At 68.7% G+C, this 25,980-nt stretch carries 20 protein-coding genes; 16 read left to right on the top strand and 4 right to left on the bottom strand.

Annotated elements, in window-relative coordinates:
* Positions 1–26: 26 nt before the first annotated feature.
* Positions 27–1,043 carry a multidrug resistance efflux transporter family protein gene (locus INQ43_RS12160; RefSeq protein ID WP_194036620.1) on the top strand — a complete coding sequence of 339 codons (1,017 nt, stop codon included), beginning with the start codon at positions 27–29 and terminating at the stop codon, positions 1,041–1,043.
* Between the two features lie 84 nt (positions 1,044–1,127).
* Positions 1,128–1,760 carry a hypothetical protein gene (locus INQ43_RS12155; protein WP_194036619.1) on the top strand — a complete coding sequence of 211 codons (633 nt, stop codon included), beginning with the start codon at positions 1,128–1,130 and terminating at the stop codon, positions 1,758–1,760.
* Between the two features lie 11 nt (positions 1,761–1,771).
* On the opposite strand, the gene INQ43_RS12150 is transcribed toward INQ43_RS12155, so the two are convergent.
* Positions 1,772–2,779, bottom strand: a complete 1,008-nt coding sequence (locus INQ43_RS12150) for a pyridoxal-phosphate dependent enzyme (protein WP_194036618.1) — start codon at positions 2,777–2,779, stop codon at positions 1,772–1,774.
* A gap of 121 nt (positions 2,780–2,900) precedes the next feature.
* Here INQ43_RS12150 and INQ43_RS12145 point away from each other — a divergent pair, with 121 nt between their 5' ends.
* The 4 genes from INQ43_RS12145 to ribA all read left to right on the top strand — a co-directional run bounded on the left by INQ43_RS12145 (position 2,901) and on the right by ribA (position 8,476).
* Positions 2,901–3,458: a hypothetical protein gene (locus INQ43_RS12145; RefSeq protein WP_194036617.1), complete on the top strand. Its 558-nt coding sequence runs from the start codon at positions 2,901–2,903 to the stop codon at positions 3,456–3,458.
* Positions 3,459–4,051: 593 nt separating this feature from the next.
* A complete protein-coding gene (gene mnmG / locus INQ43_RS12140; RefSeq protein WP_194036616.1) occupies positions 4,052–5,941 on the top strand; it encodes a tRNA uridine-5-carboxymethylaminomethyl(34) synthesis enzyme MnmG in 1,890 nt (629 codons plus the stop codon).
* A gap of 252 nt (positions 5,942–6,193) precedes the next feature.
* Positions 6,194–7,627 (top strand): magnesium transporter, encoded by a 1,434-nt coding sequence (gene mgtE, locus INQ43_RS12135; protein WP_228062525.1) that lies wholly within the window; start codon positions 6,194–6,196, stop codon positions 7,625–7,627.
* A gap of 150 nt (positions 7,628–7,777) precedes the next feature.
* The gene (gene ribA / locus INQ43_RS12130; protein WP_194036615.1) at positions 7,778–8,476 is read left to right on the top strand and encodes a GTP cyclohydrolase II; all 699 of its coding nucleotides are present in this window, start codon (positions 7,778–7,780) and stop codon (positions 8,474–8,476) included.
* 315 nt (positions 8,477–8,791) lie between these two features.
* Here ribA and INQ43_RS12125 read toward each other — a convergent pair whose 3' ends face one another.
* Positions 8,792–12,727, bottom strand: coding sequence for a translocation/assembly module TamB domain-containing protein (locus tag INQ43_RS12125; protein WP_228062524.1), 3,936 nt, complete (start codon positions 12,725–12,727; stop codon positions 8,792–8,794).
* 2 nt (positions 12,728–12,729) lie between these two features.
* Positions 12,730–14,520: an autotransporter assembly complex family protein gene (locus tag INQ43_RS12120; protein WP_194036614.1), complete on the bottom strand. Its 1,791-nt coding sequence runs from the start codon at positions 14,518–14,520 to the stop codon at positions 12,730–12,732.
* Positions 14,521–14,630: 110 nt separating this feature from the next.
* On the opposite strand from INQ43_RS12120, the gene oleD reads away from it, so the two are divergent.
* The 7 genes from oleD to INQ43_RS12085 all read left to right on the top strand — a co-directional run bounded on the left by oleD (position 14,631) and on the right by INQ43_RS12085 (position 21,447).
* Positions 14,631–15,638 (top strand): 2-alkyl-3-oxoalkanoate reductase, encoded by a 1,008-nt coding sequence (oleD, locus tag INQ43_RS12115; protein ID WP_194036613.1) that lies wholly within the window; start codon positions 14,631–14,633, stop codon positions 15,636–15,638.
* Positions 15,639–15,711: 73 nt separating this feature from the next.
* Positions 15,712–16,380: an SCP2 sterol-binding domain-containing protein gene (locus tag INQ43_RS12110; RefSeq protein ID WP_194036612.1), complete on the top strand. Its 669-nt coding sequence runs from the start codon at positions 15,712–15,714 to the stop codon at positions 16,378–16,380.
* Entirely contained in the window at positions 16,377–18,065 is a 1,689-nt protein-coding gene (gene ubiB / locus INQ43_RS12105) for a ubiquinone biosynthesis regulatory protein kinase UbiB (RefSeq protein ID WP_194036611.1), read from the top strand. Before INQ43_RS12110 ends, ubiB begins: the two co-directional genes overlap by 4 nt.
* Positions 18,062–18,757 carry a pseudouridine synthase gene (locus INQ43_RS12100; protein ID WP_343221390.1) on the top strand — a complete coding sequence of 232 codons (696 nt, stop codon included), beginning with the start codon at positions 18,062–18,064 and terminating at the stop codon, positions 18,755–18,757. The genes ubiB and INQ43_RS12100 overlap by 4 nt, the downstream gene beginning before the upstream one ends.
* Before the next feature lie 9 nt (positions 18,758–18,766).
* A complete protein-coding gene (gene arfB, locus INQ43_RS12095; protein ID WP_194036609.1) occupies positions 18,767–19,183 on the top strand; it encodes an alternative ribosome rescue aminoacyl-tRNA hydrolase ArfB in 417 nt (138 codons plus the stop codon).
* Between the two features lie 64 nt (positions 19,184–19,247).
* The gene (locus INQ43_RS12090; protein WP_194036608.1) at positions 19,248–19,871 is read left to right on the top strand and encodes a lysophospholipid acyltransferase family protein; all 624 of its coding nucleotides are present in this window, start codon (positions 19,248–19,250) and stop codon (positions 19,869–19,871) included.
* A 136-nt stretch (positions 19,872–20,007) separates the two neighbouring features.
* On the top strand, positions 20,008–21,447 hold the full coding sequence (locus tag INQ43_RS12085; protein WP_194036607.1) for a glycosyltransferase: 1,440 nt from the start codon (positions 20,008–20,010) through the stop codon (positions 21,445–21,447).
* Positions 21,448–21,450: 3 nt separating this feature from the next.
* Here the strand turns inward: INQ43_RS12085 and INQ43_RS12080 are convergent, their stop codons facing one another.
* Positions 21,451–22,422: a LysR family transcriptional regulator gene (locus INQ43_RS12080; protein ID WP_194036606.1), complete on the bottom strand. Its 972-nt coding sequence runs from the start codon at positions 22,420–22,422 to the stop codon at positions 21,451–21,453.
* Positions 22,423–22,566: 144 nt separating this feature from the next.
* On the opposite strand from INQ43_RS12080, the gene aceB reads away from it, so the two are divergent.
* From aceB to INQ43_RS12065, 3 genes are all read left to right on the top strand, one after another.
* Positions 22,567–24,249, top strand: a complete 1,683-nt coding sequence (gene aceB, locus INQ43_RS12075; protein WP_194036605.1) for a malate synthase A — start codon at positions 22,567–22,569, stop codon at positions 24,247–24,249.
* 54 nt (positions 24,250–24,303) lie between these two features.
* On the top strand, positions 24,304–25,599 hold the full coding sequence (aceA, locus tag INQ43_RS12070) for an isocitrate lyase (RefSeq protein WP_194036604.1): 1,296 nt from the start codon (positions 24,304–24,306) through the stop codon (positions 25,597–25,599).
* Between the two features lie 128 nt (positions 25,600–25,727).
* Positions 25,728–25,940 carry a DUF2945 domain-containing protein gene (locus INQ43_RS12065; protein WP_194036603.1) on the top strand — a complete coding sequence of 71 codons (213 nt, stop codon included), beginning with the start codon at positions 25,728–25,730 and terminating at the stop codon, positions 25,938–25,940.
* Positions 25,941–25,980 lie beyond the last annotated feature (40 nt).

Genomic DNA, 25,980 nt, shown 5'->3' with positions numbered 1-25,980 from the left:
CCGCCCGCATGGCGTAGATTTCCTGCATGACTGATCTCACCCAGCGCCGCCGGGCCCTGCTGGCCGTGGCGATCGCGCTGCTGTCGGCGCTGTTTTTCACCTGCACCTACGTGCTCAACCGCGCGGCGGCGACCGGTGGCGGGCACTGGGCGTGGACAGCCTCGCTGCGCTACCTGATCACCCTGCCGCTGATGGTGCCGCTGATGCGCTGGCAGGGTGGCATGGGTCCGGTCTGGCGCGCGATCCGTGCCCACCCGATGCCGTGGCTGGGCTGGAGCACCGTGGGCTTCGTGATCTTCTACCTCGGCCTCAGCTACGCCGCTGAGAGCGGGCCGTCGTGGCTGGTGGCCGGCACGTTCCAACTGACCGTCATCGCCGGCATGCTCTGTGCGCCGTTCCTCTACAACGACGAGCGCGCCCGGATTCCACGCCCGGCAATGGCGGTGGGGCTGGTCGTGGTTGCCGGCGTGCTGATGATGCAATTCGGTGTCGAGGATGGCGGGCTGGATCGCGACGGCTGGATCGCGCTGGGCTGTGTCGCCGTTGCCGCGGTCGCCTATCCACTCGGCAACCGCGGCCTGCTGCTGCACCTGGAGCGGGTGGCGCCTTCATCAGGCGGTGTGGAGCTCAACGCCACCCAGCGGGTGTTCGGGCTGACCCTGGCCAGCCAGCCGGCCTGGTGGCTGGTCGCCGCCTTCGCTGCCGGTCAGGCGGGGGCGCCTTCGATGGAGCAGGTCTGGTTTGCCGCCGCGGTCGCGTTGGGCGCGGGCGTCATCGCCACGGTGCTGTTCTTCCAGGCCACCGGCATGGTCCGCAACAACCCCACCGCGCTGGCGGCGACCGAAGCCATGCAGGCCGCCGAGATCCTTTTCGCGACCGTGCTGGGCGTCCTCCTGCTGGGCGAGGCTTCGCCGCAGGGACGCGCCCTGTACGGCGCGCTGGTGGTGATGGCGGGCATCGCGGTGTTCAGCTGGATCGCCGCGCGCGCAGCGGTGGGCAGCCCGCCGGCAGTGCGCGCACTGCGGAGCGAGCGCGGCGGCTGAATGGGAACGTCCACGCGGGGAACCCGGCGTTCAGCCCCGCGTGCTTAAATTCGGAGTCCATCCGCACAGCCGTGAGCGCCCGCCATGTTCCATCCGATGACCCTCGCCGCGGTGGTCTCCGTCGCCACGCTGATCGCCACCAGCCTGATGCCGGTGCGCGCGCAGCAATCGCCTGCCGCAGCCGTCGAGCAATGGGGGTTCGATCCCTCCGCCCTGGTCGCCGATGGCCACGAGTTGCTCCTGCGGGCACCGGATCCGGCGATTGACCAGCTGTTCCAGGTCGCGCGAAGCAGCCTGTCCGATCCGCGTGAGGCCGAGGTGCTGTGCCCGTTGTTCGACCCGGCCGCCGAGCGCAGCCTGGCGACCTTCAACCAGGTCGCCAACCGGCTGGGGCCGGAGCACAGCGGCCGTTTTGCCGGCGCCGTGGCGAACCTGTTCGTCGTCGCCATGCAGTCGCCGCGGCAGCCCTTCGACGAGGCATCGGCCCGGCAGGGCCTGAAGTCCGCCGGCGTGCGCGCGGCGATGCTCAATGATGGTTTCGTTGCGGGCCTGAACGGGTCGGATCACCACGCGCGTTGCCGTTCCATCCGCTGGCTGCTCGACGACCTGCATGCGCAGCCCCTGGCGCAGCGTGCCGCCGTCGCCCGCCTCCTGCTGGCCGAAGGACTCGGTCACCTGGCCATCGCTTCCCGCACGGCGCCGCCCTCAGACGGCTGACCGCTCAAGCTTCAGCTGCGCGACGCGAGCGAAAGCAGTTCCGAAAGCTCGTAAAGGTCGATGTTGCCGCCCGACAGCACGATGCCGACCGTGCGACCGGCAAACAGCTCGGGATTTCCCAGCACCGCGGCCAGGCCGATCGCCGCGGAGGGCTCGATCACCAGCTTCATCCGCTCCCACACCAGCAGCATGGCATCGACGGTCTGCGTGTCTTCCACCAGCAGGATGTCGCGTACCAGCTGGCGCACCAGCGGGTAGGTGAGGGTTCCCAGCTCGGCGCGAAGTCCGTCGCATACCGTGTCGGCGACCCGGCCGGTGACGCGCTCGCCCTGCTTGAGCGAATCGTGGGCATCGCGCGCGCCGGCAGGCTCGGCGCCATACACCTGGATGGACGGGTCGACGCCCAGGGCGGCCAATGCGGTCCCGGAAATCAGCCCGCCACCGCTGACCGGTACCACGACCGTGTCGATGTCGGGCGCAAAGCGCAGCATTTCCAGCGTGGCCGTGCCCTGGCCGGCGATTACCCGCGGATCGTTGAACGGGTGGACCAGGACCGCGCCGGTCTCTTCCAGTACCCGCGCTGTGACCTCGTCTCGCGAGGCCTGCGTCGGCTCGCACGGAACAATCCGCGCGCCGTAGCTTTCCATCGCCGCCAGTTTGACCCGCGAGGCGCCGCGCGGAACCACGACGGTGGCGGGAATGCCGCGCTCGCGGCATGCCAGCGCCACCGCGCCGCCGTGGTTGCCCGAACTCTGGGTGACCACGCCCTGGGCAGCCTGTGCGTCGGTCAGTGAGAAGACCGCATTGCACGCGCCGCGGAACTTGAAGGAGCCGGCGCGCTGCAGGTTCTCGCACTTGAACAGCAACCGGCAGCCGGCCATCGCATCCAGGGTGCGGGCGTGCAGAACCGGGGTCGGGTTGATGTGCGGCGCAATGCGCGAGGCGGCGGTCAGCACGGCGTCAAAGTCGGGCGCGGCGTGCGCCGTGGTGGCGGTCTGGGCGGGGTCGGCGTTGTTCATGCCGACAAGCGTAGCCGAAGTCGCGGGCGCCGGCGGCAGGGTCTCCGGCGGCAAAATGGATTAAGCGCTAGTTCAACGGCTATAGCGCAGTATGATTCAACAATCAATGGGGGATCCACGCATGTTCCGCAAACTCCTGCTCCCCGCGCTCGCGATCGGCTTGTTGGGCGGTTGCGTCAGCAGCGGCTACCAATACGACAGCGGCGGCTATTACTACGGCCAGCCCTCCACGAGCTATCGGTACAGCGACGGCTACTACAACAACTATCGCTATCCCGCGTATTACGGCAGCCTGAACTACCGCTATGGGTATCCCGGCTACCGCTATCCGGGATACGGGTACCCCGGATATGGCTACGGCGGCGGTTACTACCGGCCGCCCGTGGTGATCGTGCGTCCCGGGCATGGCGGCAACCACGGCTATCGCCCGCCCACGGGTGGACGCAACGATCGTGCGCCATGGCGCGACTATGAGCGCCTGCAGCGCGAGCGCATCCAGCGGTCGACGCCGCCCGCCGGCAACCGACCGAGTTCGGCCGTGATACGCAATCCGGTTCCAGCGCAGCCGCGCCCCGCCGCAATGCCCAGTCGACCGGCCGCTCCTCCCAGCCAGGGTTCGCGCAATTCGCGTTCCGATCGGATGATCGAGCGCGCGCGTACCTCGCGGCAGGTCGAGTAGCCGGAAGCGTCGACCGGGCATTGCGGGCCTGCTATTGACAAACAACGTCGCAATGCGACGTAATCAGTTATCGTTTCAATGCTGATGCCCGACAAGGAATCTCGGATCCCCCCTGTTCCGCCCTTGTCCGGCATCGGCGCCTACACCCGAAAGCCCCGTCACGCGGGGCTTTCGCCATTCTGGGCGACCAATGGTGACGCCGTGTCCAGGTGGGAGCGTTGCGTTTCGGGTGTTGCTCCGACGCGCGGCGTCCTGCGCAAAGTGTGATCGCGTTCAACCCGAAGACAAAAAAAGGGCCGAATGTCCCCCGACATTCGACCCTGGTGCTTCCCCGACGGGCACATGGTCGGCCCTGTTCCAATCCCGACCGGCGCCTGGCGCCTGCCCCGTTGGGTGCAGGAGTGATAACGCACGAAGCGTGCCAAGGTTGACCGCGACGTGAAATCGGTCCCGTGGCGACGGCTTTTGACTCCTCTCAGCCCGCGCCGGTTTTCGTGGCAAGTGATTGATCGGCGTACAATTCCTTCCCTGCGTTGGCGCCGGTTTCGGCGTCCTGCGCGTCCACGGCGTACCCCGACTGCCTGGTTGGCGACATGAAAAACGACTTCTACCAATATGACGTGATCGTGGTCGGCGGCGGCCATGCGGGAACCGAAGCGGCCCTGGCGGCAGCGCGCGCTGGTGCCCGCACCCTCCTGCTGACGCACAACATCGAGACGATCGGTGCGATGAGTTGCAATCCGGCCATCGGCGGGATCGGCAAGGGCCATCTCGTGCGCGAGATCGACGCGTTGGGTGGAGTGATGGCGCATGCAGCCGACGCCGCGGGGATCCAGTGGCGCCGGCTCAATGCGAGCAAGGGCGCTGCGGTACGGGCGACCCGTTGCCAGGCCGACCGCAGCCTGTATCGCGCCTTCATCCGCGCGGCGGTCGAGCGCCAGCCGGGTCTGACCGTGTTCCAGTCCGCGGTGGACGATATCGACTTCGACGCCGGCCAGGTGCGCGGCGTGACCACGCAGGCCGGGTTGCGATTCCGCGCACCTGCGGTCGTGCTCACGGCCGGGACCTTTCTCGCCGGCAAGATCCACGTCGGCCTGACCACGCATTCCGGGGGCCGGGTCGGGGACCCACCCTCAGTCACCCTGGCAGCGCGGCTGCGGGAGGGTCCCTTCGTGGTCGACCGGCTGAAGACCGGCACCCCGCCGCGCATCGACGGCCGCAGCCTGGACTACTCGGTCATGGTCGAGCAGCCCGGCGATGACCCGCGCCCGGTGATGTCCTTCATGGGCTCGCACGCCGACCACCCGCGCCAGGTGTCGTGCTGGATCGCCGAGACCTGCGAACGCACCCACGAGATCATCCGCGGCGCGCTGGACCGGTCTCCCCTCTACACCGGCCAGATCGACGGCATCGGTCCGCGCTACTGCCCGTCCATCGAGGACAAGGTGGTGCGTTTTGCCGAGAAGGCCAGCCACCAGATCTTTGTGGAACCCGAAGGCCTTGGGGTGACGGAGATCTACCCCAACGGCATTTCCACTTCGCTGCCCTTTGACGTGCAACTGGAACTGGTGCGCTCGATCCGCGGCTTCGAGAACGCCCATGTCACCCGCGCCGGCTACGCGATCGAGTACGACTATTTCGACCCGCGCGGCCTGAAGGCGAGCCTGGAGACCAAGGCGGTGCAGGGGCTGTTCTTCGCCGGCCAGATCAACGGCACCACCGGGTATGAGGAGGCCGCCGCGCAGGGCCTGCTGGCTGGCGTCAATGCGGCCCGGCAGGTGCAGGGCCACGAGGGGTGGTGCCCGCGCCGGGATGAGGCCTACATCGGTGTGCTGGTGGATGACCTGATCACCCACGGCACCACCGAGCCCTACCGGATGTTCACCAGCCGCGCCGAATACCGCCTGCAGCTGCGCGAGGACAATGCGGACCTGCGCCTGACCGCGACCGGGCGCGAGCTTGGGCTGGTGGGTGATGCCCGCTGGGATGCGTTCGCCGCCAAGCGCGACGCGATCGAGGCGGAGAACGCCCGGCTGGGTGCGATCTGGATGTCGCCGGGCAACGCGCTGGGCACCGAGGTCGCCAGCGGCCTGGGCATCGAGCTCAGCCGCGAGACCAGTGCGCGCGACCTCCTCAAGCGTCCGGAAATCGATTACCTCCGGCTGGTGTCGGTGCCCTCGCTGGGTCCGGGCGTGGCGGATCCGGCAGTTGCCGAGCAGGTACAGATCGGGGTGAAGTACGCCGGCTACCTGGACCGGCAGAATGCAGAGATCGCGCGCCAGATCCGCCACGAAACCACGCCGATCGCCGGGGATTTCGACTACGGCCGGGTCCACGGGCTGTCGGCGGAGCTGGCCGGCAAGCTGGAGCAGGTGCGGCCGCAAACGGTCGGTCAGGCCCAGCGCATCCCCGGCATGACGCCGGCGGCGATCTCGTTGCTGCTGGTGCACCTGGTGGGCGCGCGGCGTCACCGGGTCGCCTGACCCTGCCTAACGCGAACCCGGGAGGCGGCGTGCCGGTTGACCCCGGCGGCGCCGGTTCCTAGACTTCGGCGGCTGCCGGGGCCCGTTTCCTCCGGCCATGCCCGCACCGTGGACAGACCGAGTCGACCTGGAATTTTCCCCTACACCATGGACCGCGCGCGTCCCTGGCGGTACGTGGAGCCTGTAGCGACCCGATAAGCCGGCGCTGCATGCCTCCGTGGTCGCCACGTTCGCGACATCCGGAGGCACCCTGTGATCAACCTCAAGAAGAAGAAAAAGCCCGACACCCGCCTCCTGTACCGGGCTGACGCGGAAGGCAACTTCGACGCCGATCTTGTAGCGGACGCGATCGCCGCTGAACTGGAGCGCGGTGACAGCGAGTCGCTGCGAGGCGAGCTGGCCGATGTCCTTGCAGCCGATCTGGCCGATGTACTGACCCGCCTGGAGCCCGAGCAGCAGGCGCAGGTGCTGCCGCTGATCACGGCCGACCAGCTCGCGCTGCTGTTCGGCTACCTGCCGCTGGAGCTGCAGACCGAGCTGGTTGCCGGCATGCCGCGACCGCAGGTGCTGGAGCTGCTCAACCTGATGTCCGCCGACGAGCGCGTGGACCTGTTCAACACCCTGCCGGCGGACCGCCGCGAGCGGTTGCTGCCGGCGTTGGCGCAGGCCGAGCGCGACGACATCCGGCGCCTTGCCAGCTACCCGCGCGACAGCGTCGGCGCGCTGATGACGTCCGAGTACGCGACCCTGACGCCGGACCTGACCGCAGGCCAGGCGATCGCCGAACTGCGCCGGGTCGCGCCGGACAAGGAGACGATCTACACGTCCTACGTGGTCGACCACGACCGCCACCTGATCGGCGTGGCAACCCTGCGCCGCCTGATCCTGGCCGATCCGGACACCCCGGTGCTGGAGGTCATGGCGCCCAACCCGGTCACCGTGTACGTGGATGCCGACCAGGTCGAGGCGGCGAACAAGATCGCCCGTTACGACTTCATCGCCCTGCCGGTCATCGACCGCGAGGAGCGCATGGTCGGCATCGTGACCTCCGATGACGCGATGGACGTGGCCGAGGCCGAGGCCACCGAAGACTTCCACAAGTCCGGCGGTACCCTGGGCACGCTGACGATGAGCATGAAGGACGCCACGGTGTCCCTGCTGTATCGCCAGCGCGTTTACTGGCTGGTCCTGCTGGTGTTCGCGAACCTGTTTTCCGGGGCTGGAATCGCCCACTTCGAGGACCTGATTGCCGCCAACATGGCGCTGGTGTTCTTCCTGCCGCTGCTGATCGCCAGCGGCGGCAACGCCGGTGCCCAGTCCGCCACGCTGATGGTGCGCGCACTGGCCACCGGCGATGTGGAGATGCGCGACTGGGGCAGCATGCTGGTGCGCGAGCTGGTCGTGTCGACCCTGCTGGGCCTGACGATGGCCTTTGCGGTCAGCGCGATCGGCCTGTTCCGCGGCGGCCCGGCGATCGCCCTGGTGGTGGCCACGACGATGCTGCTGATCGTGCTGGTGGGCAGCGTCATGGGCATGTCGCTGCCGTTCCTGCTGAACAAGTTCAAGGCCGACCCGGCCTCTGCCAGTTCCCCGCTGATCACCTCGCTGGCCGATGGCATCGGCATCCTGATCTATTTCGGCATCGCCTCGGTGATGCTGTCCTGGATGGGCCATCCCATCGCCTGATCGCACCGGCCCGGCGTCGGTGCCCGGCGGCTCGACGCGTGCGCGCGCTTGAGAAACCGCGCGATCGCACCCATTCAAGGACCTGTTGCGGCGGCGTGTGGAGGACAATGACCCGTTCGCTGCAATTCCCCCTGTTGTGCAGGAACCGCAATGAGTGACCCCAGTCCCGCCGTCGATCTCCACGCCGCCGATGCCCCACCGACGCCGGCAGACGCGTGCCTGCCGGCGCCGTCGACCGGGGAAGCCGATGCGACCATCCGCTACGTCGACAGTTGCGACCTGCCCACGCCGTGGGCGACCTTCCGCCTGCACGGGTTCATCGACACCGCCAGCGGCAAGGAGCACGTGGCCCTGACCCTGGGCGAACTGGATGACGGCGAGCCGGTGCTGGCGCGTGTGCATTCGGAGTGCCTGACCGGCGACGCATTCTTCAGCCAGCGCTGCGACTGCGGGGCGCAGCTGGAAGAGGCCCTGCGCCGCATCGCCACCGAGGGCCGCGGCATCGTGCTCTACCTGCGCCAGGAAGGGCGCGGCATCGGCCTGATCAACAAGATCCGCGCGTATCACCTGCAGGATCTGGGCGCCGACACCGTGCAGGCCAACGAGGACCTGGGCTTTGCCGCCGACCAGCGCCATTACGGCCTGTGCGAACCGATGCTGGCCCATTTCGGCGTCGGCGCGCTGCGCCTGATGACCAACAACCCGGCCAAGGTCGTCGCCCTGCAGAAGTTGGGTGTCCTGGTGCCGGAGCGGATCTCGATCCTGGTCGGCCACAACGACAGCAACCGGCGCTATCTCTCGACCAAGCGCGAGAAGCTGGGCCACGTGATCGGACTGCCCGCCGAGTAGCGGGCGCGGGCGACCAGGGAAATGTCCCTGGGCGCGAATGTCCCCCGGCACCGATAGAGCCGGTGCCTCCTCCTTTATTTCTCACCCAGGGACATTTCCCCGTTCATTCCAGCCTGTCGGTGGCTGTTGAGGCGACGCTTGTCTGCGGCGCTATCCGGGCACCGCTGAGATCCGTCATCGGGACCTGCGGGCATTCCGGGCGAAATAAAGGAGGAGGCATCCGCCGCAGGCGGAGGCCGGGGGACATTCGCCGGGAAGGTTCGCAGGTCCCAGCCGTGGCCCCGCAGGTGCAACGTTCCCATCGGTGGGAAGCGCCTACTTCTCCTTGCGCCAGTTGATCGAACCGCGATCCTCCAGCGTGCTCGATTCGATTTCGATGTCGAAGCCGTGGTCGAGCAGGTACTTCAGGGTCAACACCTGGCCGGTGCCGAGCAGCGAAACCCCGTAGCCGACGTACATCCGCGGCGAGAGCTGCTTGCCGAACCCGAACACGCTGCCGCCAAGTGCGCGGCTCTGGACCACGCCGGCATCTTCCAGGCCAATCTTCGTTGCCAACTGCGAGGCCAGCATGCCGCCGCCGGCGGTCAGTGCCGCGTTAGCGGCGTTGAGGTCGCCACGCTGATCGCCCGACAACGTGGACAGCGGCCGGCCGAGGGTCAGGTAGGCCAAAGCCTCGGGCTGGGAGCTGGCCGGGTTCGACCACACCGAGGCCTGTGGCGCCGTGGCGCGCCCGCTCACGTCCACGCCGGCGGTGACCTCGCCGATCACCCGCTCGGCGCGCAGGTTGACCACCGGGTTGGACACCGGGTCGTTGGACCAGCTGAGCAGGCCGCGGGTGATCGTCAGGTCCTGGCCGTAGGCCTTGTACTCGCCGGCGACGTTGATCGCACCGGTCGCGGCGAGTTCGCGCCCGGGGCGGGCCAGCAGGTGCATGTTGCCGTCGACCTTGCCGGTCAACCCGAAGCCCTTCATCCGCACGTTGTCGCCGACGGTGATCCGCAGGTCCATCGCCAGAGGCGTGCCGGGTCCCTCGTCGGGATTGACCGGATCGAGCACGACGACGTCGGCCGACGGCGACACCGCGTGGTCCAGGCCTTCCAGGTTGACCATCGCCTCGGGCACGTTGATCGTGCCGGACAGGCGCATGGGTTGGCCGATCTGGTAGTTGAGCTGGAGGTCGGGGCTGGCCACCGCGCGCAGGTCGGGGGTGTCGGAGACCAGCACATCGGAGCCGCTCAGGCGCAGCACAAGCGGGGTGTCGTCGCCCTTCCAGCCCAGGGTGCCGTTGACGCTGAGCACGCCGTTGCCGTCGTTGCCGGCGCTGGAGGCCGAACGTACGCTGCCGTGGATCCGTGCCGTGCCATCGGCCATCGCGTCCAGCTGGAGGTTGCCTTCGCGCAGGGTGATGGCCAGTGCCGGCAGCTCGGTACTGAAATCTGCCAGTCGCGCCTGGCCACCCAGCTGCGGTGTATCGCGCGTGCCTGCGACGGTGATCTGCGCGTTCAGCCGGCCGGTCGGCTCCACGATATCCGGCGAGAACAGCTCCATCCAGGTCAACTCGCGCGTGTTCAGCGACAACTGGCCACTCAGGGGCGACCACGCATCCCAGCCGGTACGCAGGCTGGCGTCGATGCGGCCGTCGCCGATGAAGCCGGTGCTGAACTCGGCCTCGATGCCCTGTGGCCGGAAGGTCGCGGTCAGGGCCAGGTTGTTGTAACTGAGCAATTCGGTGCGTGAGCGCTCACTGTTGCGGATCCCGCCCCCGGCCGAGGTGATGCGGGCCTGGCCGTCCCAGCCGTTGCCGACCGGGCGGATGTGCGCGTCGATCGCTAGCTCGCCACGCAGCAGCCACGGCGGGCGGTGCTCGCGCTCGGGCAGGTATGGCTCGACGAGCGCGACCGGCAGCCCCTCGCCGACCACGCTGAGGCCGCGGCGTGGCCAGTCCGCGTTGACGCACAGCGAACCGCCGGCGGTCGAGGCCAGGCAGGCCGGCTCAAGCGTCACGCTGCTGCCATTGGGCGCGGGCGCCCAGGCAAAGCCGGCGGGCGCGCGCAGGTTCCAGTCCGCGCCGCGCTCCATGTCCACCCCCAGCCGCGAGAGGGTGCCCTGCCAGCGGTTGCCGCGGTGGTTGAGCGAGGCATCCAGTGCCAGCGACGCCAAGCCTTCCCGGCCGGCGCTGGCGCTCAGACTCAGCTGCTCCACCGCGCCGCGCGCGTCGATGGCCAGCCGGTCCACCGGCGCACCGAGTGCCAGGCCGTCGCCGCGGATGGCCAGTTGGCCGTCGCCGCGTGACCAGGGCAGCTCGCCCCTGATCGTCAGGGTGCTGGCGGTGTAATCGGCAAACTTCAGGTTGCTGCCGACCAGGTCGGCGCGGATGTCCGGACCTGCCGCCGGACCCTGCACGCGGGCCGTGCCGCGCAGCGTGCCACTGGCATCGGGCAGCAGGTCCTGCAGGTTCAAGGGGGCGAAGCGCGCATCGACATCCACGCGGTCGCCATAGCTGCCCTTGGCGTCAATCCGGCTGCCGCCAATGCCGAGGGCGAGTTCGCCCTGGTAGCGCGCGACATCCCCGGCCGGGGAGGCGCCGGACATGGTGAAGTGACCCTTGCCGGCCAGCGGCTTGCCGTGCAGGCGGCCGCCCAGGTCGGCCAGGTCGAGGGTCGCTTCCAGTCGGCCGTCGTCGCGGGCGCCGCCGGTGCTGGTGATGTGGCCGTTGACCGAGCCGTTCCAGCCCGCGGCGAAGTAGCCCGGGTCAAAACCGGCCAGGCGGCTGTCGATGTCCCACGCCAGCGCCGGCGCCCAGGCGATACGACCGGTGGCGGCCAGGGTGCCGGTGGGCATCGCCACGTCCAGCGCTTTCAGGTCCATGCGCTCGCTGTTGCCGCGTCCGTCCAGGGTCAGTGTCGCGTGCTCGCCGTCGCGGGTCAGGGTGGCGTTGCCGATCAGCGCCCAGGCCTGCAGGGTGCCGGCGAGACCGAAATCCGCATCCGCGGCCAGCGCGGTCGGGCTGCCCCACTGCAGGCCACGGGCATTGGTGGCGAAGCGGAACGAGGCATTGGCCGGATCGTTGAAGTCGGCCGTGCCGCGCGCAACCACGCTGCCGTCCAGCAGCTCCAGCCGCAGCGGATCCAGGTCCAGGACCTGATCCTCCACCCGCAGGCGCGAATTGAGCACCTTGGCGCTGAACTCGCCCTGCCGAAGTTCGCCGCGAAGGCGGGCGTCGCCGCCAACCCCGTCGACCTGCAGCTGCAGCGCCAGTGGCGTATCCGCGGGAGCGGCCTGGGGATCGGTCAGCAGGCCGATGTCGAGTGCGTCGGCGCGCGCGCGCAGCTGCCACTGCGGTCGGTTGACGCTGGCCATGACCGGTCCGCTTCTTGCGACCGGTGGACTGACCAGGCGGTCCTTGCCGCGCAGGATCACGGTGGCGCGAACCTCGCCGGGTGCACGGCCGCCCAGGCCCAGGTCCATCTCGTCCAGATCCCCGCGCGCCAGCAGACCGAACCGCGCCGGGGTACGTCCGGCCGCCGCCGGCAGTACCGCGGTCACCAGCAGGTCGGTGCGGTAATTGTCAGCCGGGGCGTAGTCGCCGTGGGCGGTGAAGCGGCCGCGGTCACTGTCGACGACCAGCTCCTGCACGTGCAGGCTGCCCGGCTGGGCTTGCAGGCCGCCGCGCAGGCGCCGGATGTTGATCGTCGGCTCGCCTTCGCTGCTGACCTGGAATCCGTCGATCTGGATGTCGTTGGCCGTCAATGCCAATGGCGGATTGATCTGCGGCAGGGAGTCCGGCCAGCGCGGAAGCTCGAACGGCTCGTCGCTGGCCGGCAGGTCCAGCGTCGCGTTTTCCACCTGCAGCGCATCCAGGCGCAGGTGCCTGCCCAGCAGCGGCAGCAGGGCGGGCTCCAGGGTCACCCGCTGGGCGGTGAAGACGATCGCGTCGTAGGTGAAACGCACGTCGTGCATCGTCAACGGCCCCGACACCGGACCCTCGGCCTTCTGCCAGCTCAGTGTCGCGTTGGCGGGCAGGCGCTGGACAATCTGCGCCAGCAGCACATCGCGCCCGCCGATCGTGCTGACCAGCCAGTAGACGACGGCGACCAGCAGCAGCACCAGCCCACCGGTCAGCAACGCGCTGCGGATGGCAAGGACGCGCATGCGTGCATGGCGCTTGCGGCGCAGTTCGGCGATCCGCTCCTCGCGCTCTTCCGGTGTCAGGTCCGGATCCAGGCGATGGCGTCGCGGGAAGCCGATCATGCTCACAGATCCGCGCCGACGCTGAGGTAGATCTGGAACGAGGAGTCCGGGCTGTCCAGGCCGTGGGCGATGTCCAGGCGCAGTGGTCCGACCGGCGAGCGCCAGCGCACGCCTGCGCCCACGCCGGTACGCCAGTCCGGGGTGCTGTCAAAGGCGCTGCCGCTGTCCACGAACGCCGCCGCGCCCCAGTTCTCGGTGAAATAGTGTTCGTATTCGATACCGCCGGTGGCCACGTTCTTGGCGCCCAGCGCGTACAACTTGCCGTCGCTGCCTTCAACCCGCGGCCCCACCTCGCGCCACGCGTAGCCGCGGATGCTGCGGTCGCCGCCGGCGAAGAACCGCAGGCTTGGAGGCATCGCCACCAGTTGCTCGGTGAAGGTGTGGCCCAGCTCGCCGCGGGCGATCACCCGGCCGCGCTTGCCGATGCCGCGGTACCAGCTGGCCGTCGCGCGGATCTGGCCGAAATCGGCATCGCTGCCGGCGCCTTCCACGCCGCCGCGCAGCATCAGCGTGCCGGCGCGGCCGTTGCGCGGGAACACGCGGTCGTCGGCGTCGGTGTATTCGGCGCGCAGCGAGGGGTAGGTGAAGGTCGCGTAGCGGAACGCCGGCTCGGTCAGCGGGTCACCGTCATCGTCGGCGGCGTAGGACCAGCGCTCGCGCAGGGCGTGCAGGGAGGCGACGACATTGAGGTAGCGGTTGATGTTGCCGCTGCGGCTGGCGACCAGCTCGATGCGTCGGCTGTCCATGTAGTCGGTCTGCTCGTCCGCCGCCTGCGCGCTGACCGTGTACCAGCCGTCCACCCAGGCGAAGGCGGGCATGCGGTATTGCGCGGTGAGGGTCTTGCGCCGCTGCGCGTAGTCGAGCTGGGCGAGTGCCTTGTGGCCGCGGTCATTGACGTAGCGGCGCTCCAGCCCCAGGCGCACACCGGCGCCGCTGTCGGTGCCGTAGCTCAGGCCGGCGGTGTAGATGCTGCGCTTGGCCGGCGTCAGCACCACGTCGATCGGGACCTGGCCATCGACGGCCTGATCGGGCAGCGGATTGATCATCACCGAGGAGAAGTAGTCCAGCGAGGTGAGCGAGTCGCGCAGGCGGTCCAGCTTGCCCTGGTGGTAGTAACTGCCGGTGTCCCAGTACACCAGCTTGTCCAGTACGGACTGGCGCAGGATGGTGTTGGGCGTCTGCTGGAAATCGATCGGGCCCATGTCGTAGCGGCGACCACTGTTCCAGACAAGGTCGATGTCGGCTGCGTTGTCGGCGCGGGTCACCTCCACCCGGCGCGAGGCGAAGTCGGCATCGAAGTAGCCGCGTTGCGACAGCCTGCGACTGATGCGGATCTTGCTGGCCTCGTAGAGCTGGTGGTCGAACACGTCGCCGATCTCGGGCTTGAATTTGGCCAGGTCCTGGCTGAGGTAACGGTCGCGCGAGCCGTCGCCCTCGATCACCACGTGCTCCCGGCGGACGCGCACGGGATCGCCGGGAACCACGGTGATGGTGACCGCGCCGGGTGATCCGTTGTCGCCGTCGTAGTCGACCGTGATCGTGGGCGAGTAGTAGCCGAACGGCTCCAGCGCCTCGCGCGTCTCGTCCTCGGCCGCCCGGAACAGATAGGCCAGGCGACGGGCCGAGATTTCCTTGCCCGAGGCCGCCACCAGGGTGACCGCGCTGCGCACGTTCTCGGTCATCGCCTCGTCAAGGCCGAGCACGGTGACCTTGTCGACTCGTGCGGCGTGGGCCGTACCGCAGACCAGAAGACAGGCAAGGGCGGCAGGAGCCGCGATCAGGGCAAGGCGCATGGCGGCAAGAATACCTTCAACGCGTCAATAACAAATAAACACGGGCCCGTCCGGGACACGCGGCCACGGCGACGGGACGGTGTAACGGCGCGGTATCGTAGCATGCGCGGATGAGAATCCTGGTAACCGGTGGCGGCGGCTTTCTCGGCCAGGCCCTGTGCCGCGGGCTGCGCGCGCGCGGCCACGAGGTGGTGAGTTTCAATCGCGGTGACTACCCGGCACTGGCGGCGATGGGGGTGCGACAGGTGCGCGGCGACCTCGCCCAGCGCGATGCGGTCATCGCCGCTGCGCAGGGTTGCGAAGCCGTGTTCCACAACGCCGCCAAGGCCGGCGCGTGGGGGCCGTGGCAGGAGTACCACGACGCCAACGTGCTCGGCACCCGGCACGTGCTGGATGCCTGCCGCAGCCACGGCATCACCCGGGTCGTCTACACCTCCACCCCCAGCGTGACCCACCGCGCGACCCATCCGGTGGAAGGCGGCAGCGCTGAAAGCGTGCCCTACGGGACCGGCTTCAAGGCGCCGTATGCGAGCACCAAGCTGATTGCCGAGCAGGAAGTGCTTGCGGCCAATGACGCCGCATTGGCCACCGTCGCGCTGCGCCCCCGGCTGATCTGGGGCGTCGGCGACAACCAGTTGCTGCCCCGGCTGGTGGGGCGTGCCAATGCCGGTCGTCTGCGGCTGGTCGGTGACGGCGGCAACCTGGTCGATACCACCTATATCGACAACGCCGCTCAGGCCCACTTCGATGCCTTCGAGCACCTGGCAATCGGTGCGGCCTGCGCCGGCCGCGCCTATTTCATCAGCAACGGCGATCCGCGCACGATGCGCGAGACGATCAACGGCCTGCTGGCCGCGGTGGGTGCGCCGCTGGTGGAGAAAACCCTGCCATTCCGCCTCGCCTACGCGGCGGGCGCGGTCTGCGAAGGCCTCTGGACCGCGCTGCCGTTGCGCGGCGAGCCGCCGATGACGCGGTTCCTGGCCGAGCAACTGGTGACGGCGCACTGGTACGACATGGCCCCGGCGCGACGCGATTTCGGCTACCGGCCAGTGGTGGGCTTCGATGAGGGGCTGGCCCGGGTGCGTGCCGATTACCGGGCGCGGGGAGCGCGCGCCTGATATCTGCGGGAAACAGCTCCGCCTCGCCATCTTTCAACGCCGGCCGCAGCGCCAAGCCCAGTAGAATGCGCTGATGACCCAGTCCCGCTCATTCCCCCCGTCGCCGTTGGCGGCGCTCAAGCCGCTGGCCGGGCGCGCGTTGCAGACCGTTTTGAACCGTGCGCTCGCGCTGGATCCGGACACCCGCGACAGCCTGGCCGCCCTCGATGGTCGCCGGGTTTCCTTGCACCTGTCCTCGCCGCCGCTGGCGCTGCAGATCCGGGTGGCCGGCGGACAGCTGGAAGTCGGTCCGGTGGACGCCAACGATGCCGGCGACCTGTCGATCCGCAGCACTTTGTCGGGGCTGTTGGGGCAACTGCCGTTCCTGCGCAACGATGACGCGCCGCCGGTAGGGCGGCTGCGGATGGAAGGTGACGCGGACCTGGCGCGACGCTTGCAGCGGCTGGCCGAGGGCTTCGATCCGGACTGGCAGCAGCCATTCGCGCGCGTGTTCGGCGATGTGATCGGGGTGCAGATCGCCAACGCCCTGGCGGCCGGCCTGAAGCAGGCCCGCGTGGTCGCCGGCGAGCTGGCCGGCAGCGCGGCCGAGTACGTCACCGAGGAATCCAGGGACGTGGTTGCGCGCGCCGAGCTGGAGGCGTTCCACGATGGCGTGGACGCGATCCGCGACGACGTGGAGCGTCTGGTCGCTCGTGTCGGGCGGCTTCGCAGCGACGCCGCTGCACCGGGCAGCGCGTCGTGAAAGCGGCCCTGCGCGCCTGGCGCATCGGTCGCGTACTGCTGCGCTACCGGCTCGACGAGCTGCTTGAGGGCACCTCGGCCGAGCGCTGGTTGAAGCTGGCGCGGCCGTTCGTGCCGCGCGCGTCGGCGGAGATTGTGTCCCAGCCGCGCGGCGTCCGCCTGCGCCTGGCCCTGCAGGAGCTCGGGCCGATCTTCGTCAAGTTCGGTCAGATCCTGTCGACCCGCCCGGACCTGGTGCCGCCGGACATCGCGGTGGAGCTGTCGACCCTGCAGGACAACGTTGCGCCGTTCGATGGCGGGGTCGCGCGGGCGATCGTGGAAGCCTCGCTGGGCCGGCCGGTCGAAGTCGCGTTCGCCAGCTTTGACACCACTCCGCTGGCTTCGGCCTCCATCGCCCAGGTCCACGCCGCAACGTTGCCGGCGTCGGGCGACAATCAGGCGCGCGAGGTGGTGGTCAAGGTCCTGCGGCCGGGGATCGAGGATCAGGTCGCAGCCGACATCGGCCTGTTGAGCGCGCTGGCCGGGATTGTCGAGCGGACGCATCCGCGCGCCGAGAAGATCCGCCCGCGCGCGATCGTCGCCGAGATCGAAAGCACGCTGGCCGCCGAGCTCGACCTTGAGCGCGAAGGGGCAAACGCCAGCGTATTGCGGCGCTTCTGGACCCAGGCGGACGGATCGCCCAGCGATGACCTGTACGTGCCGGAAGTGATCTGGAGCCACACCGCCGGCAAGGCGCTGACCCTGGAGCGGGTGTATGGCATCCCTTCCGACGACATCCAGGCCCTGGACGCCGCCGGGATCGACCGCCCGGCGCTGGCGGCCAAGGGCGTGCGGGTGTTCTACACCCAGGTGTTCCGCGACAACTTCTTCCACGCCGATGCGCACGCCGGCAACATCTGGGTCGACATCGACCCCGCCCGCAAGGCCAACCCGCGCTTCATCGCGCTGGATTTCGGGATCATGGGCCAGCTCTCCGACGACGACCAGTACTACCTGGCGGAGAACTTCATGGCGATCTTCAACCGCGACTACCGGCGCATCGCCGAGCTCCATTTGCGCGCGGGCTGGATGCCGGCCGACAGCCGCCTGGACGAGCTGGAAGCCGCCGTGCGCGGCGTCTGCGAGCCCTACTTCACTCGTCCGCTGAGCGAGATCTCGCTGGCGGAAGTGCTGGTCAAGCTGTTCCGCACCGCCCAGCGACACCAGCTGACCCTGCAGCCTCAGCTGATCCTGCTGCAGAAAACCCTGCTCAACATCGAGGGGCTGGGACGCCAGCTGGATCCGCGCATCGACATCTGGGGCGTGGCCAAGCCGGTGCTGAAGAAGATCCTCGCCGCCCGTTACAGTCCGCGGCGCCTGCTGCGCGAGTTCCGTCGCCACCTGCCCGAGCTGGTGACCCACGCCCCCGAGATGCCGCGCCTGCTGCACACCTGGCTGACCCAGCAGGTGCGCGGCGAACACGAGCTGCGGATGCGCTCGGCGGACCTGGCCGAACTGGCCCGCACGGCGCGCGAAACCCAGAAACGCACGGTCGCGGCGATCCTGGGCAGCGGCCTGCTGGTCGCCTCGGCGGTGCTGTACGGCTTTGATGCCGGCGGCGCCGGGCAGTGGTCGGTCCCGGTCGCCTCGTGGATCGCGGGGATCGCCGGCGTCGCGGCGATGCTGCTGGCGTGGCCGCGCCGTTGAGCGATCCTGCAGCGCTTGCCCTGCCGGTGGTTTACCAGGACGAGTGGCTGGCCGTGATCAACAAGCCGGCCGGACTGATGGTCCACGACAGCGCGCTGGCCCGGGGCGAGACCGATTTCGCCGCCGACCGGTTGCGCGATCAGTTTGGGCGCAAGGTGTTCCTGGTCCACCGCCTGGACCGTGCCACCAGCGGCTGCCTGCTGCTGGCCTTCGACCGTGACACCGCCTCCACGCTGGGCAAGGCGGTCATGGCCGGGGACCTGCACCGGGACTACCGCGCGATCTGCCGCGGCTGGCCGGAGGCGGATTTCGATGTCGACCACCCGCTCGACGGCGGCCCCGGCAAGCCGGTGAAGAAGCCGGCGCAGACCCGCTTCCAGGTCCTGGCGCGGGCCGAGTGCGACTGGCCCTCCTCCGGCTTTGCCAGCTCGCGCTATGCGCTGGTGCAGGCGCAACCGGTGACCGGACGCTTCCGCCAGATCCGCCGCCACCTCAAGCACGTCTCCCACCATTTGATCGGCGATACCAGCCACGGCGACGGTCGCCACAACCGCGCCTTCCGCATGGTCGGCATCCACCGGATGCTGCTGCACGCGCACCGGCTCGCGTTCGCCCACCCGGCGAGCGGAGAAGCGCTGGAAGCCATTGCGCCGCCGGACGCCCAGTTCGCCAGGGCGCTGGCGTACTTCTAGACTCCGGGCATGGTCCGGATCGGCAACATCGTCATTCCCGAGTCCGAGCTGGTCGAGCGTTTCGTGCGCGCGGCCGGTCCGGGCGGGCAGAACGTGAACAAGGTATCGACGGCGGTGGAGCTGCGTTTCGACATTGCCCAGTCGCCGTCGTTGCCCGAGCCGGTGCGCGCCCGCCTGCTGGCCCGTCGCGATCGCCGCATCACCGCCGACGGGGTGCTGGTCATCAATGCGCAGACCCTGCGCACCCAGGACCGCAACCGCGAGGACGCGCGCGAGCGACTGGCGGCGTTCATCAGCCAGAGCCTGCACGCACCGAAGAAGCGGATTCCGACCCGCCCGACCCATGGTTCCAAGGAGCGGCGACTGGACGGCAAGCGCGAGCGCGGGACCATCAAGCAGGGGCGTTCGCGGACCGACTGGGACTGATCGCCGCGGCGGCTTGGTGCGATCATCGGGCAGAGCAGAGCAGAGCAGGGGAGATGTGCGCTCGATGACGGCGAGAGACGACCCGGAAGTACCGGTAGGCAGCGTGCCCACGTTGCCGCCCAATGTGCCGCGCGTGCGGCCCAGCCGCTTTGGACGCTGGTTCGGTCGCACGGTGCTGCGCCTGGGCGGTTGGCGCATGACCGGCGAATTCCCCGACCTGCCGCGGGTGGTGCTGATCGGTGCGCCGCATTCGTCCAACTGGGACGCGGTGTGGGGCTTCGCGGCCAAGCTGGCGCTGGGCGTGGATGTGCGGATCCTCGGCAAGGATTCGCTGTTCCGGGTGCCCGGACTGGGGTGGCTGTTACGCAAGCTCGGCGTGATTCCGGTCAACCGCAGCGCCGCGCACGGCGTGGTCGAGCAGGCGACCGCGATGTTGCGCGACGCCGAGCGGCTCTGGTTCGGGCTGGCCCCGGAAGGCACCCGCAAGCGGGTGGAGCGCTGGAAGAGCGGCTTCTGGAAGATCGCCGATGCGGCCGGCGTGCCGATCCTGCCGGTGTACTTCCACTACCCGCAGCGCCGCCTGGTGGTCGCCGCGCCGTTCCAGACCGGCGCTGACATGGAGGCCGACATGCAGCGGATCCGCGCCTGGTACCGATCGGTATCGAAAGGAAAGCTGCACGACGCCTGAACAATTGGCACGATTATTGCGAGCGTGGTCACAGTATTGGCCGCGCAGCACGGCCTGGCCGACTCCGGAGCAGTCAAGCCGCCATGAACTACCGCCGCAGAACACCTCCGGGCCGGCACGCCCGCCGGAACTGAGCATGTCGCGCGCACCCTGGTTCGCGGCCGGGCCGGGTGCGTGGTGGGCGATGGTGGGCCATCTGCGGCCGCCCGACCCGACCGTGCCCACGCCGGCCGAAGACTGGCGCCACGCGGTGGTCGATGTCGTCATCCCGGTGTGCCGCCATCACGACACCATCGTCCACTGCCTGGCGTCGCTACTGGTGCAGACCCGCCTGCCACGGCGGGTGCTGCTGGTCGACGACGGGGGCATCGATCGGGACCACAGCCTGCAGCTGGCCCGCGAGTTCGCCCGCGCCAACGGGATACGGCTGGAAACCATTGCCCGCGGCTGGTCGATCGGCCGCGTGGTCACGCTGAAGCGCCAGTCGCGCGAGTTCGAGGGCGACGTTCTGCTGGTGCTGGACGCGCACGCGGTTCTGGAGTCGCCGGACTACATCGAGCGCTGCATCCGCGAGCTTTACCAGGGCGTGGGCATTGCCAGTGCAAGTGGGCGGATGTTGCCGCTGCAGCAGGCCACCCGGGAGCTCGTGGAAACCTCCGAACCGTTCCGCAACTGGCAGGGTGACGACCACTACGCGGATCGCCGGCGCCCGGAAAATCGCTGGCAGGCCGGCCTGCAGCGGATGTCGCAGTGCTACCACGAGCACCTGGCGGTGTTGCAACAGGATTTCCTCGACGCCGGCGTGTCCCGCGCCGATGGCGGCGTACCGATTGGCAGCGGCGGCGCAGTGGCCTACCGGCGCCGCTACCTGCGCGACCTCTTCCACCGCTACGAGCCAATCCGCGAGGACGACTTCACCGCGCTGGAAGACCACTTCATCGCGCTGGCCCTGATGAACGCCGGCTACCGCAACATCCGCGTGCCCGACGTGGTGGTCCGCGCTCCGGCGCCGTCGCTGCTGCGCCTGCCGGAACGCTCCCGGCGCTGGACGGGCGCGTTCCTCCAGCTCCACCACTATTTCGACGTGCTCCTGCGCAGTCCGCTGCGCCGCCTGCGATTGAGCCGTCGGCCACAGCATGACGACGCTGCGCAATGGCGGCCGGGCAAGGGAGAGCGACGCGTCCAGGAGCCGTACCGGCAGGGTTTCGGTGAACGGATTACGCGCGAACGCGGGCGCCCGCTGGGAACGCCACTGGTGCTGATCGCGCTGGAGCGCATCGGCTATCCGGTGCTGCTGTGGGCACTGGTACTGGCAGGACAATGGACGGCGCTGGCGATCATCGTCGCTCTCGAAGTCCTCGCCACCTGCTTCATTGCCGCGCGCTTCGCCTCCGGCCCGCGTTTGCGCGCAGCCCTGCAGGCGCTCGCATGGGCGCCGGTCCGCTATCTGCTGATCCTGCAGGAGCCGCTGGCGCTGGGGTGGTTCGCGATCCGCCTGTGGTGGAAGCGCGATCTGGACTGGCATGTGCGACGCGATCCGACCGGGCGTCGCCGACCGCGCGCGATCCGCCATTGAGCATCAGCGCTCCGATGGGCCGCTGTCGTCGCGGTCGCGGCGGGTAAACAGGTCGGGCTTGATCAGTTCGGTGAATGCGCGCGCCTGCGGGCTGAGGTACTTGCCGCGCCTTACCACCACGCCGTAGCTGCGGTAGGGAAACCATTCGGCGAGCGAGCGTGATGCCAACCGATCTTTGTCGGCTTCGGTCAGGCAGATCGCGGTGACGATGCTGATCCCCATCCCCATCGCCACGTACTGCTTGATCACCTCCCAGCCGCCCACCTCCAGGGCGACCGTGTAAGGCACCTGATGGCGCTGGAAAACCAGATCGACCATGCGATAGGTGGTCAGGCGCTGCGGGGGCAGGATGAGTCCGTAGGGGGACAGGTCGGCCAGGTCGAATTTGGCCCGGGTCGCCAACGGATGGTCAGGCGGGGTGATCAGCATCGGTTCGAAACGCATCACCGGTGCGTAATCCAGGTCGCCGGGAACGTCGAGCATCGAGCCCACCGCGAGGTCCACCTCGTCGGAGCGCAGCAGCTCCAGCCCGCCGGCGCCCGTCACGTTGTGCAGGTTCAGGCGAACCTCCGGATGCGCGGCGCGGAAGGCGGCCACCATCGGCGGCAGCAGATAGAGGATGGTCGAGCTGCCGGCGGCGACGTTGAGCTCGCCGCCATCCATCCCGCGCAGCTGCTTGCGGAACGCGTCCGGCAGTTCATCGATGCCCTCCACCAACGGTCGCGCCAGGTCGTACAGCGCCTCGCCCTGGCGGGTCATCACCAGGCGCCGGCCGCTCCGTTCCAGTAGCCGTTCGCCCAGGTCCCGTTCCAGTGCCTGCAACTGCAGGCTCACCGCGGGCTGGCTCAGGTACAGGGCCTCGGCGGCGCGCGAAACCGACCCCAGCCGCACCGTCTGGCAGAACGCGCGCAGCGGTTTAAGCCGATCCCCCTTGTAGGAGAAGCGCGGTGTCGCCGGTGGTGGCTCGAGGCTCATCATGCTCCTTCGCCCGGTTGGCGGGCTGAACGTCTATGTCGGAAAAGAATATAAGTAAAACTTATACATCGTATTGATATATCTGAATTGTAAATAAGTTTGCTGCCGACGCATGGTCGAGTGCCCCACCACTGGAGCAAGGGCATGTCGGCAGTAATGAAGCGCGGGACGGAACCGGCCACGCAAGGGTTCAGCGTCCGCGCCGTCGCGGATGACCAGGGTCAATTGTTGAGCGCGTCGGCCAGGGAGTTCCTGACCGGATTGCATCGGCGCTTCGATGACCGTCGCCTGGACTGCCTCGCCGCCCGCGTGGCCCGCCAAGCCGAAGTGGACAACGGCCTGCTTCCCGACTTCCGCGAGGACACACGCAACATCCGCGAGAGCGACTGGAAGGTCGCGGCGCTGCCGGCTGCCCTGCGCGACCGCCGCGTGGAAATCACCGGTCCGGTCGACGCGAAGATGGTCATCAACGCGCTGAACTCCGGGGCCAACTGTTTCATGGCCGATTTCGAGGACAGCACCTCGCCGACCTGGAAGAACCTGATCTCCGGCCAGCACGCCATGCGCGGCGCCGTCGATGGAACGCTGGAGTTCCACGCCCCTGCCCGCGCCGACGGCACTCCCGGCAAGCGCTACGCGCTGAAGCCGGCCGACGAGCAGGCCGTGCTGCTGGTGCGTCCGCGCGGCTGGCATCTGGACGAGAAGCACGTGCACGTCGACGGCCGGCCGATGTCCGCCAGCCTGTTCGATCTGGGACTGTTCGCCTTTCACAACGCCGCCGCGCTGGCGGCGCGCGATCGCGGCCCGTACTTCTACCTGCCCAAGCTGGAGTCGATGGAAGAGGCCGCGCTGTGGAACGACGTGCTCGACCACGTCGAGCGCGCGTTGGGTCTGGCCGAAGGCCAGATCAGGGTCACCGTGTTGGTCGAGACGTTGCCGGCGGTGTTCCAGATGGACGAGATCCTGCACGCCTTGCGGTCCCGGATCGCCGGCCTCAACTGCGGGCGCTGGGACTATATCTTCAGCTACATCAAGACCTTCCGAGCGCATCCGGACCGGGTGCTACCCGAGCGCGGCCAGGTTGGCATGGACCAGCCCTTCCTGCGCGCGTATTCCGAGCTGCTGATCCACACCTGCCACCGCCGCGGCGCCCACGCCATGGGCGGCATGGCCGCGCAGATCCCGATCAGCAACGATCCGGCCGCCAACGAGCGGGCGATGGCGAAGGTGCGCGCCGACAAGCTGCGGGAGGTCACCGCCGGCCACGACGGCACCTGGGTCGCGCATCCGGCGCTGATCCCGCTCGCTCGCGACATCTTCGACGAGCGCATGCCCGGCGCGCACCAGCATCACGTGCTGCGAGAAGACGTGCAGGCCTTCACCGAGCGCCAGTTGCGCGACCAGCTGCTGACCCAGCCGCTGGGCACGATCACCCGCGCCGGCTTCGACGGCAACGTCGAGGTCTGCGTGCGCTACCTCGCCGCGTGGCTGGATGGCAACGGCTGCGTGCCGATCCACTGGCTGATGGAGGACGCGGCCACCGCAGAGATCGCCCGCACGCAGCTGTGGCAGTGGCTCCATTGCCAGTCGCAGGCGCTCGCCGCGGGCAATCCGCAGGCCGAGCCGCCGCAACTGGAGGACGGCACACCGATCGACTCCACCCTGCTGGAGCGCGCCTTTATCGGCCTGCCGGCGCGCCTGGGCGACCGCCGCGCGCTCATCGGCGGCAGCCGGATCGAGGAGGCCATCGGCATGCTCGATCGACTCTGCCACGCCGACACGCTGGAGGATTTCCTCACCGTTCCCGCCTACCGCCGTCTCGAGTGACGCGCACCCATTCCGCCTGTTCCGCCTGAACGTCACCCCACAAAGGACATTGCCATGAGCACCCAACCCACCGCTGATCAGATCCGTGATGACTGGAACACCAACCCCCGCTGGAAGGGCATCACCCGTCCCTACTCGGCCGAGGAGGTCGTGCGTCTGCGTGGCACCGTCGCCGTCGAGCACAGCCTGGCCCGCCTGGGCGCGGACAAGCTGTGGCAGTCGCTGCAGCGCGAGGATTTCGTCAACGCCCTGGGCGCGCTGACCGGCAACCAGGCCATGCAGCAGGTCAAGGCCGGACTGAAGGCGATCTACCTGTCGGGCTGGCAGGTTGCCGCCGACGCCAACCTGGGCGGGCAGATGTACCCGGACCAGTCGCTGTATCCGGCCGACTCGGTGCCGGCCGTGGTCAAGCGCATCAACAACACACTTCTGCGCGCCGACCAGATTCAGTGCGCCGAAGGCAGCGGTGACATCGACTTCCTGCAACCGATCGTCGCCGATGCGGAGGCCGGTTTTGGTGGCGTGCTTAATGCCTTCGAATTGATGAAGGGCATGATCGAATCCGGCGCCGCCGGCGTGCATTTCGAGGACCAGCTGGCCAGCGCGAAGAAGTGCGGCCACATGGGCGGCAAGGTGCTGGTGCCGACCCGGGAGGCGATCGAGAAGCTGGTCGCAGCGCGGCTGGCCGCCGATGTCATGGGCGTGCCGACCCTGATCGTCGCGCGCACCGATGCCGAAGCCGCCGACCTGCTGACGTCCGATATCGACGCGACCGATGCCGCATTCGTCACTGGCGAGCGCACCGTCGAGGGCTTCTACAAGACCCGCAAGGGGATCGACCAGGCGATCAGCCGCGGCCTGGCCTACGCGCCCTACGCCGACCTGGTGTGGTGCGAGACCGGCAAGCCGGACCTGGAGTTTGCGCGCCGGTTCGCCGAGGCGATCCACGCCAAGTTCCCGGGCAAGCTGCTGGCCTACAACTGCTCGCCCAGCTTCAACTGGAAGGCCAACCTGGACGACGCGACCATCGCCCGCTTCCAGATCGAACTGGCGGCGATGGGCTACAAGTTCCAGTTCATCACCCTGGCCGGCTTCCACGCACTGAACTACGGGATGTTCCACCTTGCCCGCGGCTACGCGCAGCGCCAGATGAGCGCTTTCGTCGAGCTGCAGCAGGCCGAATTCGCCGCTGCCAGCGAAGGCTTCACCGCGGTCAAGCACCAGCGCGAGGTCGGCACCGGCTACTTTGATTCGGTCACCCAGGTGATCCAGAGCGGGCAGTCCTCGACCACCGCCCTGACCGGGTCAACTGAAGAGGAGCAGTTCCAGTCCGAGCCAGCACTGGCCTGATGCTGACGCGGTCACCACCCGCGCGGGAGGATGCTGCCCCATGGAAGGGGCGGCACTCGTTTTGAGCGCGCCGGGCGTGTCGGCTACGACGTGTTCCCGCCCCCTTGTTGAAGCGAGAGGAGGATGTCATGGCGGAATTCAAGGTGGGCGACCACGTGCGCTGGAACTCGGAAGCCGGCCACGTCAGCGGGAAGATCATCAAGGTCCACAAACGCGATTTCGACTACAAGGGCCACACCCACCGCGCCAGCGCGGAAGAGCCGCAGTACGAGATCAAGAGCGACAAGACCGATCACATCGCGGCCCACAAGGGCAGCGCACTGGAAAAGATCGCCAAATAGGCGAGCGGCCGCTGCCGGATCAGCGTTGACGGGTTGACGC

The organism is Lysobacter sp. H23M47 (assembly GCF_015209765.1).
Taxonomy (GTDB): Bacteria; Pseudomonadota; Gammaproteobacteria; order Xanthomonadales; family Xanthomonadaceae; genus Novilysobacter; species Novilysobacter avium.
The sequence above is the reverse complement of the archived record's forward strand: the minus strand, read 5'-3'. Positions and strand labels throughout refer to the sequence as shown.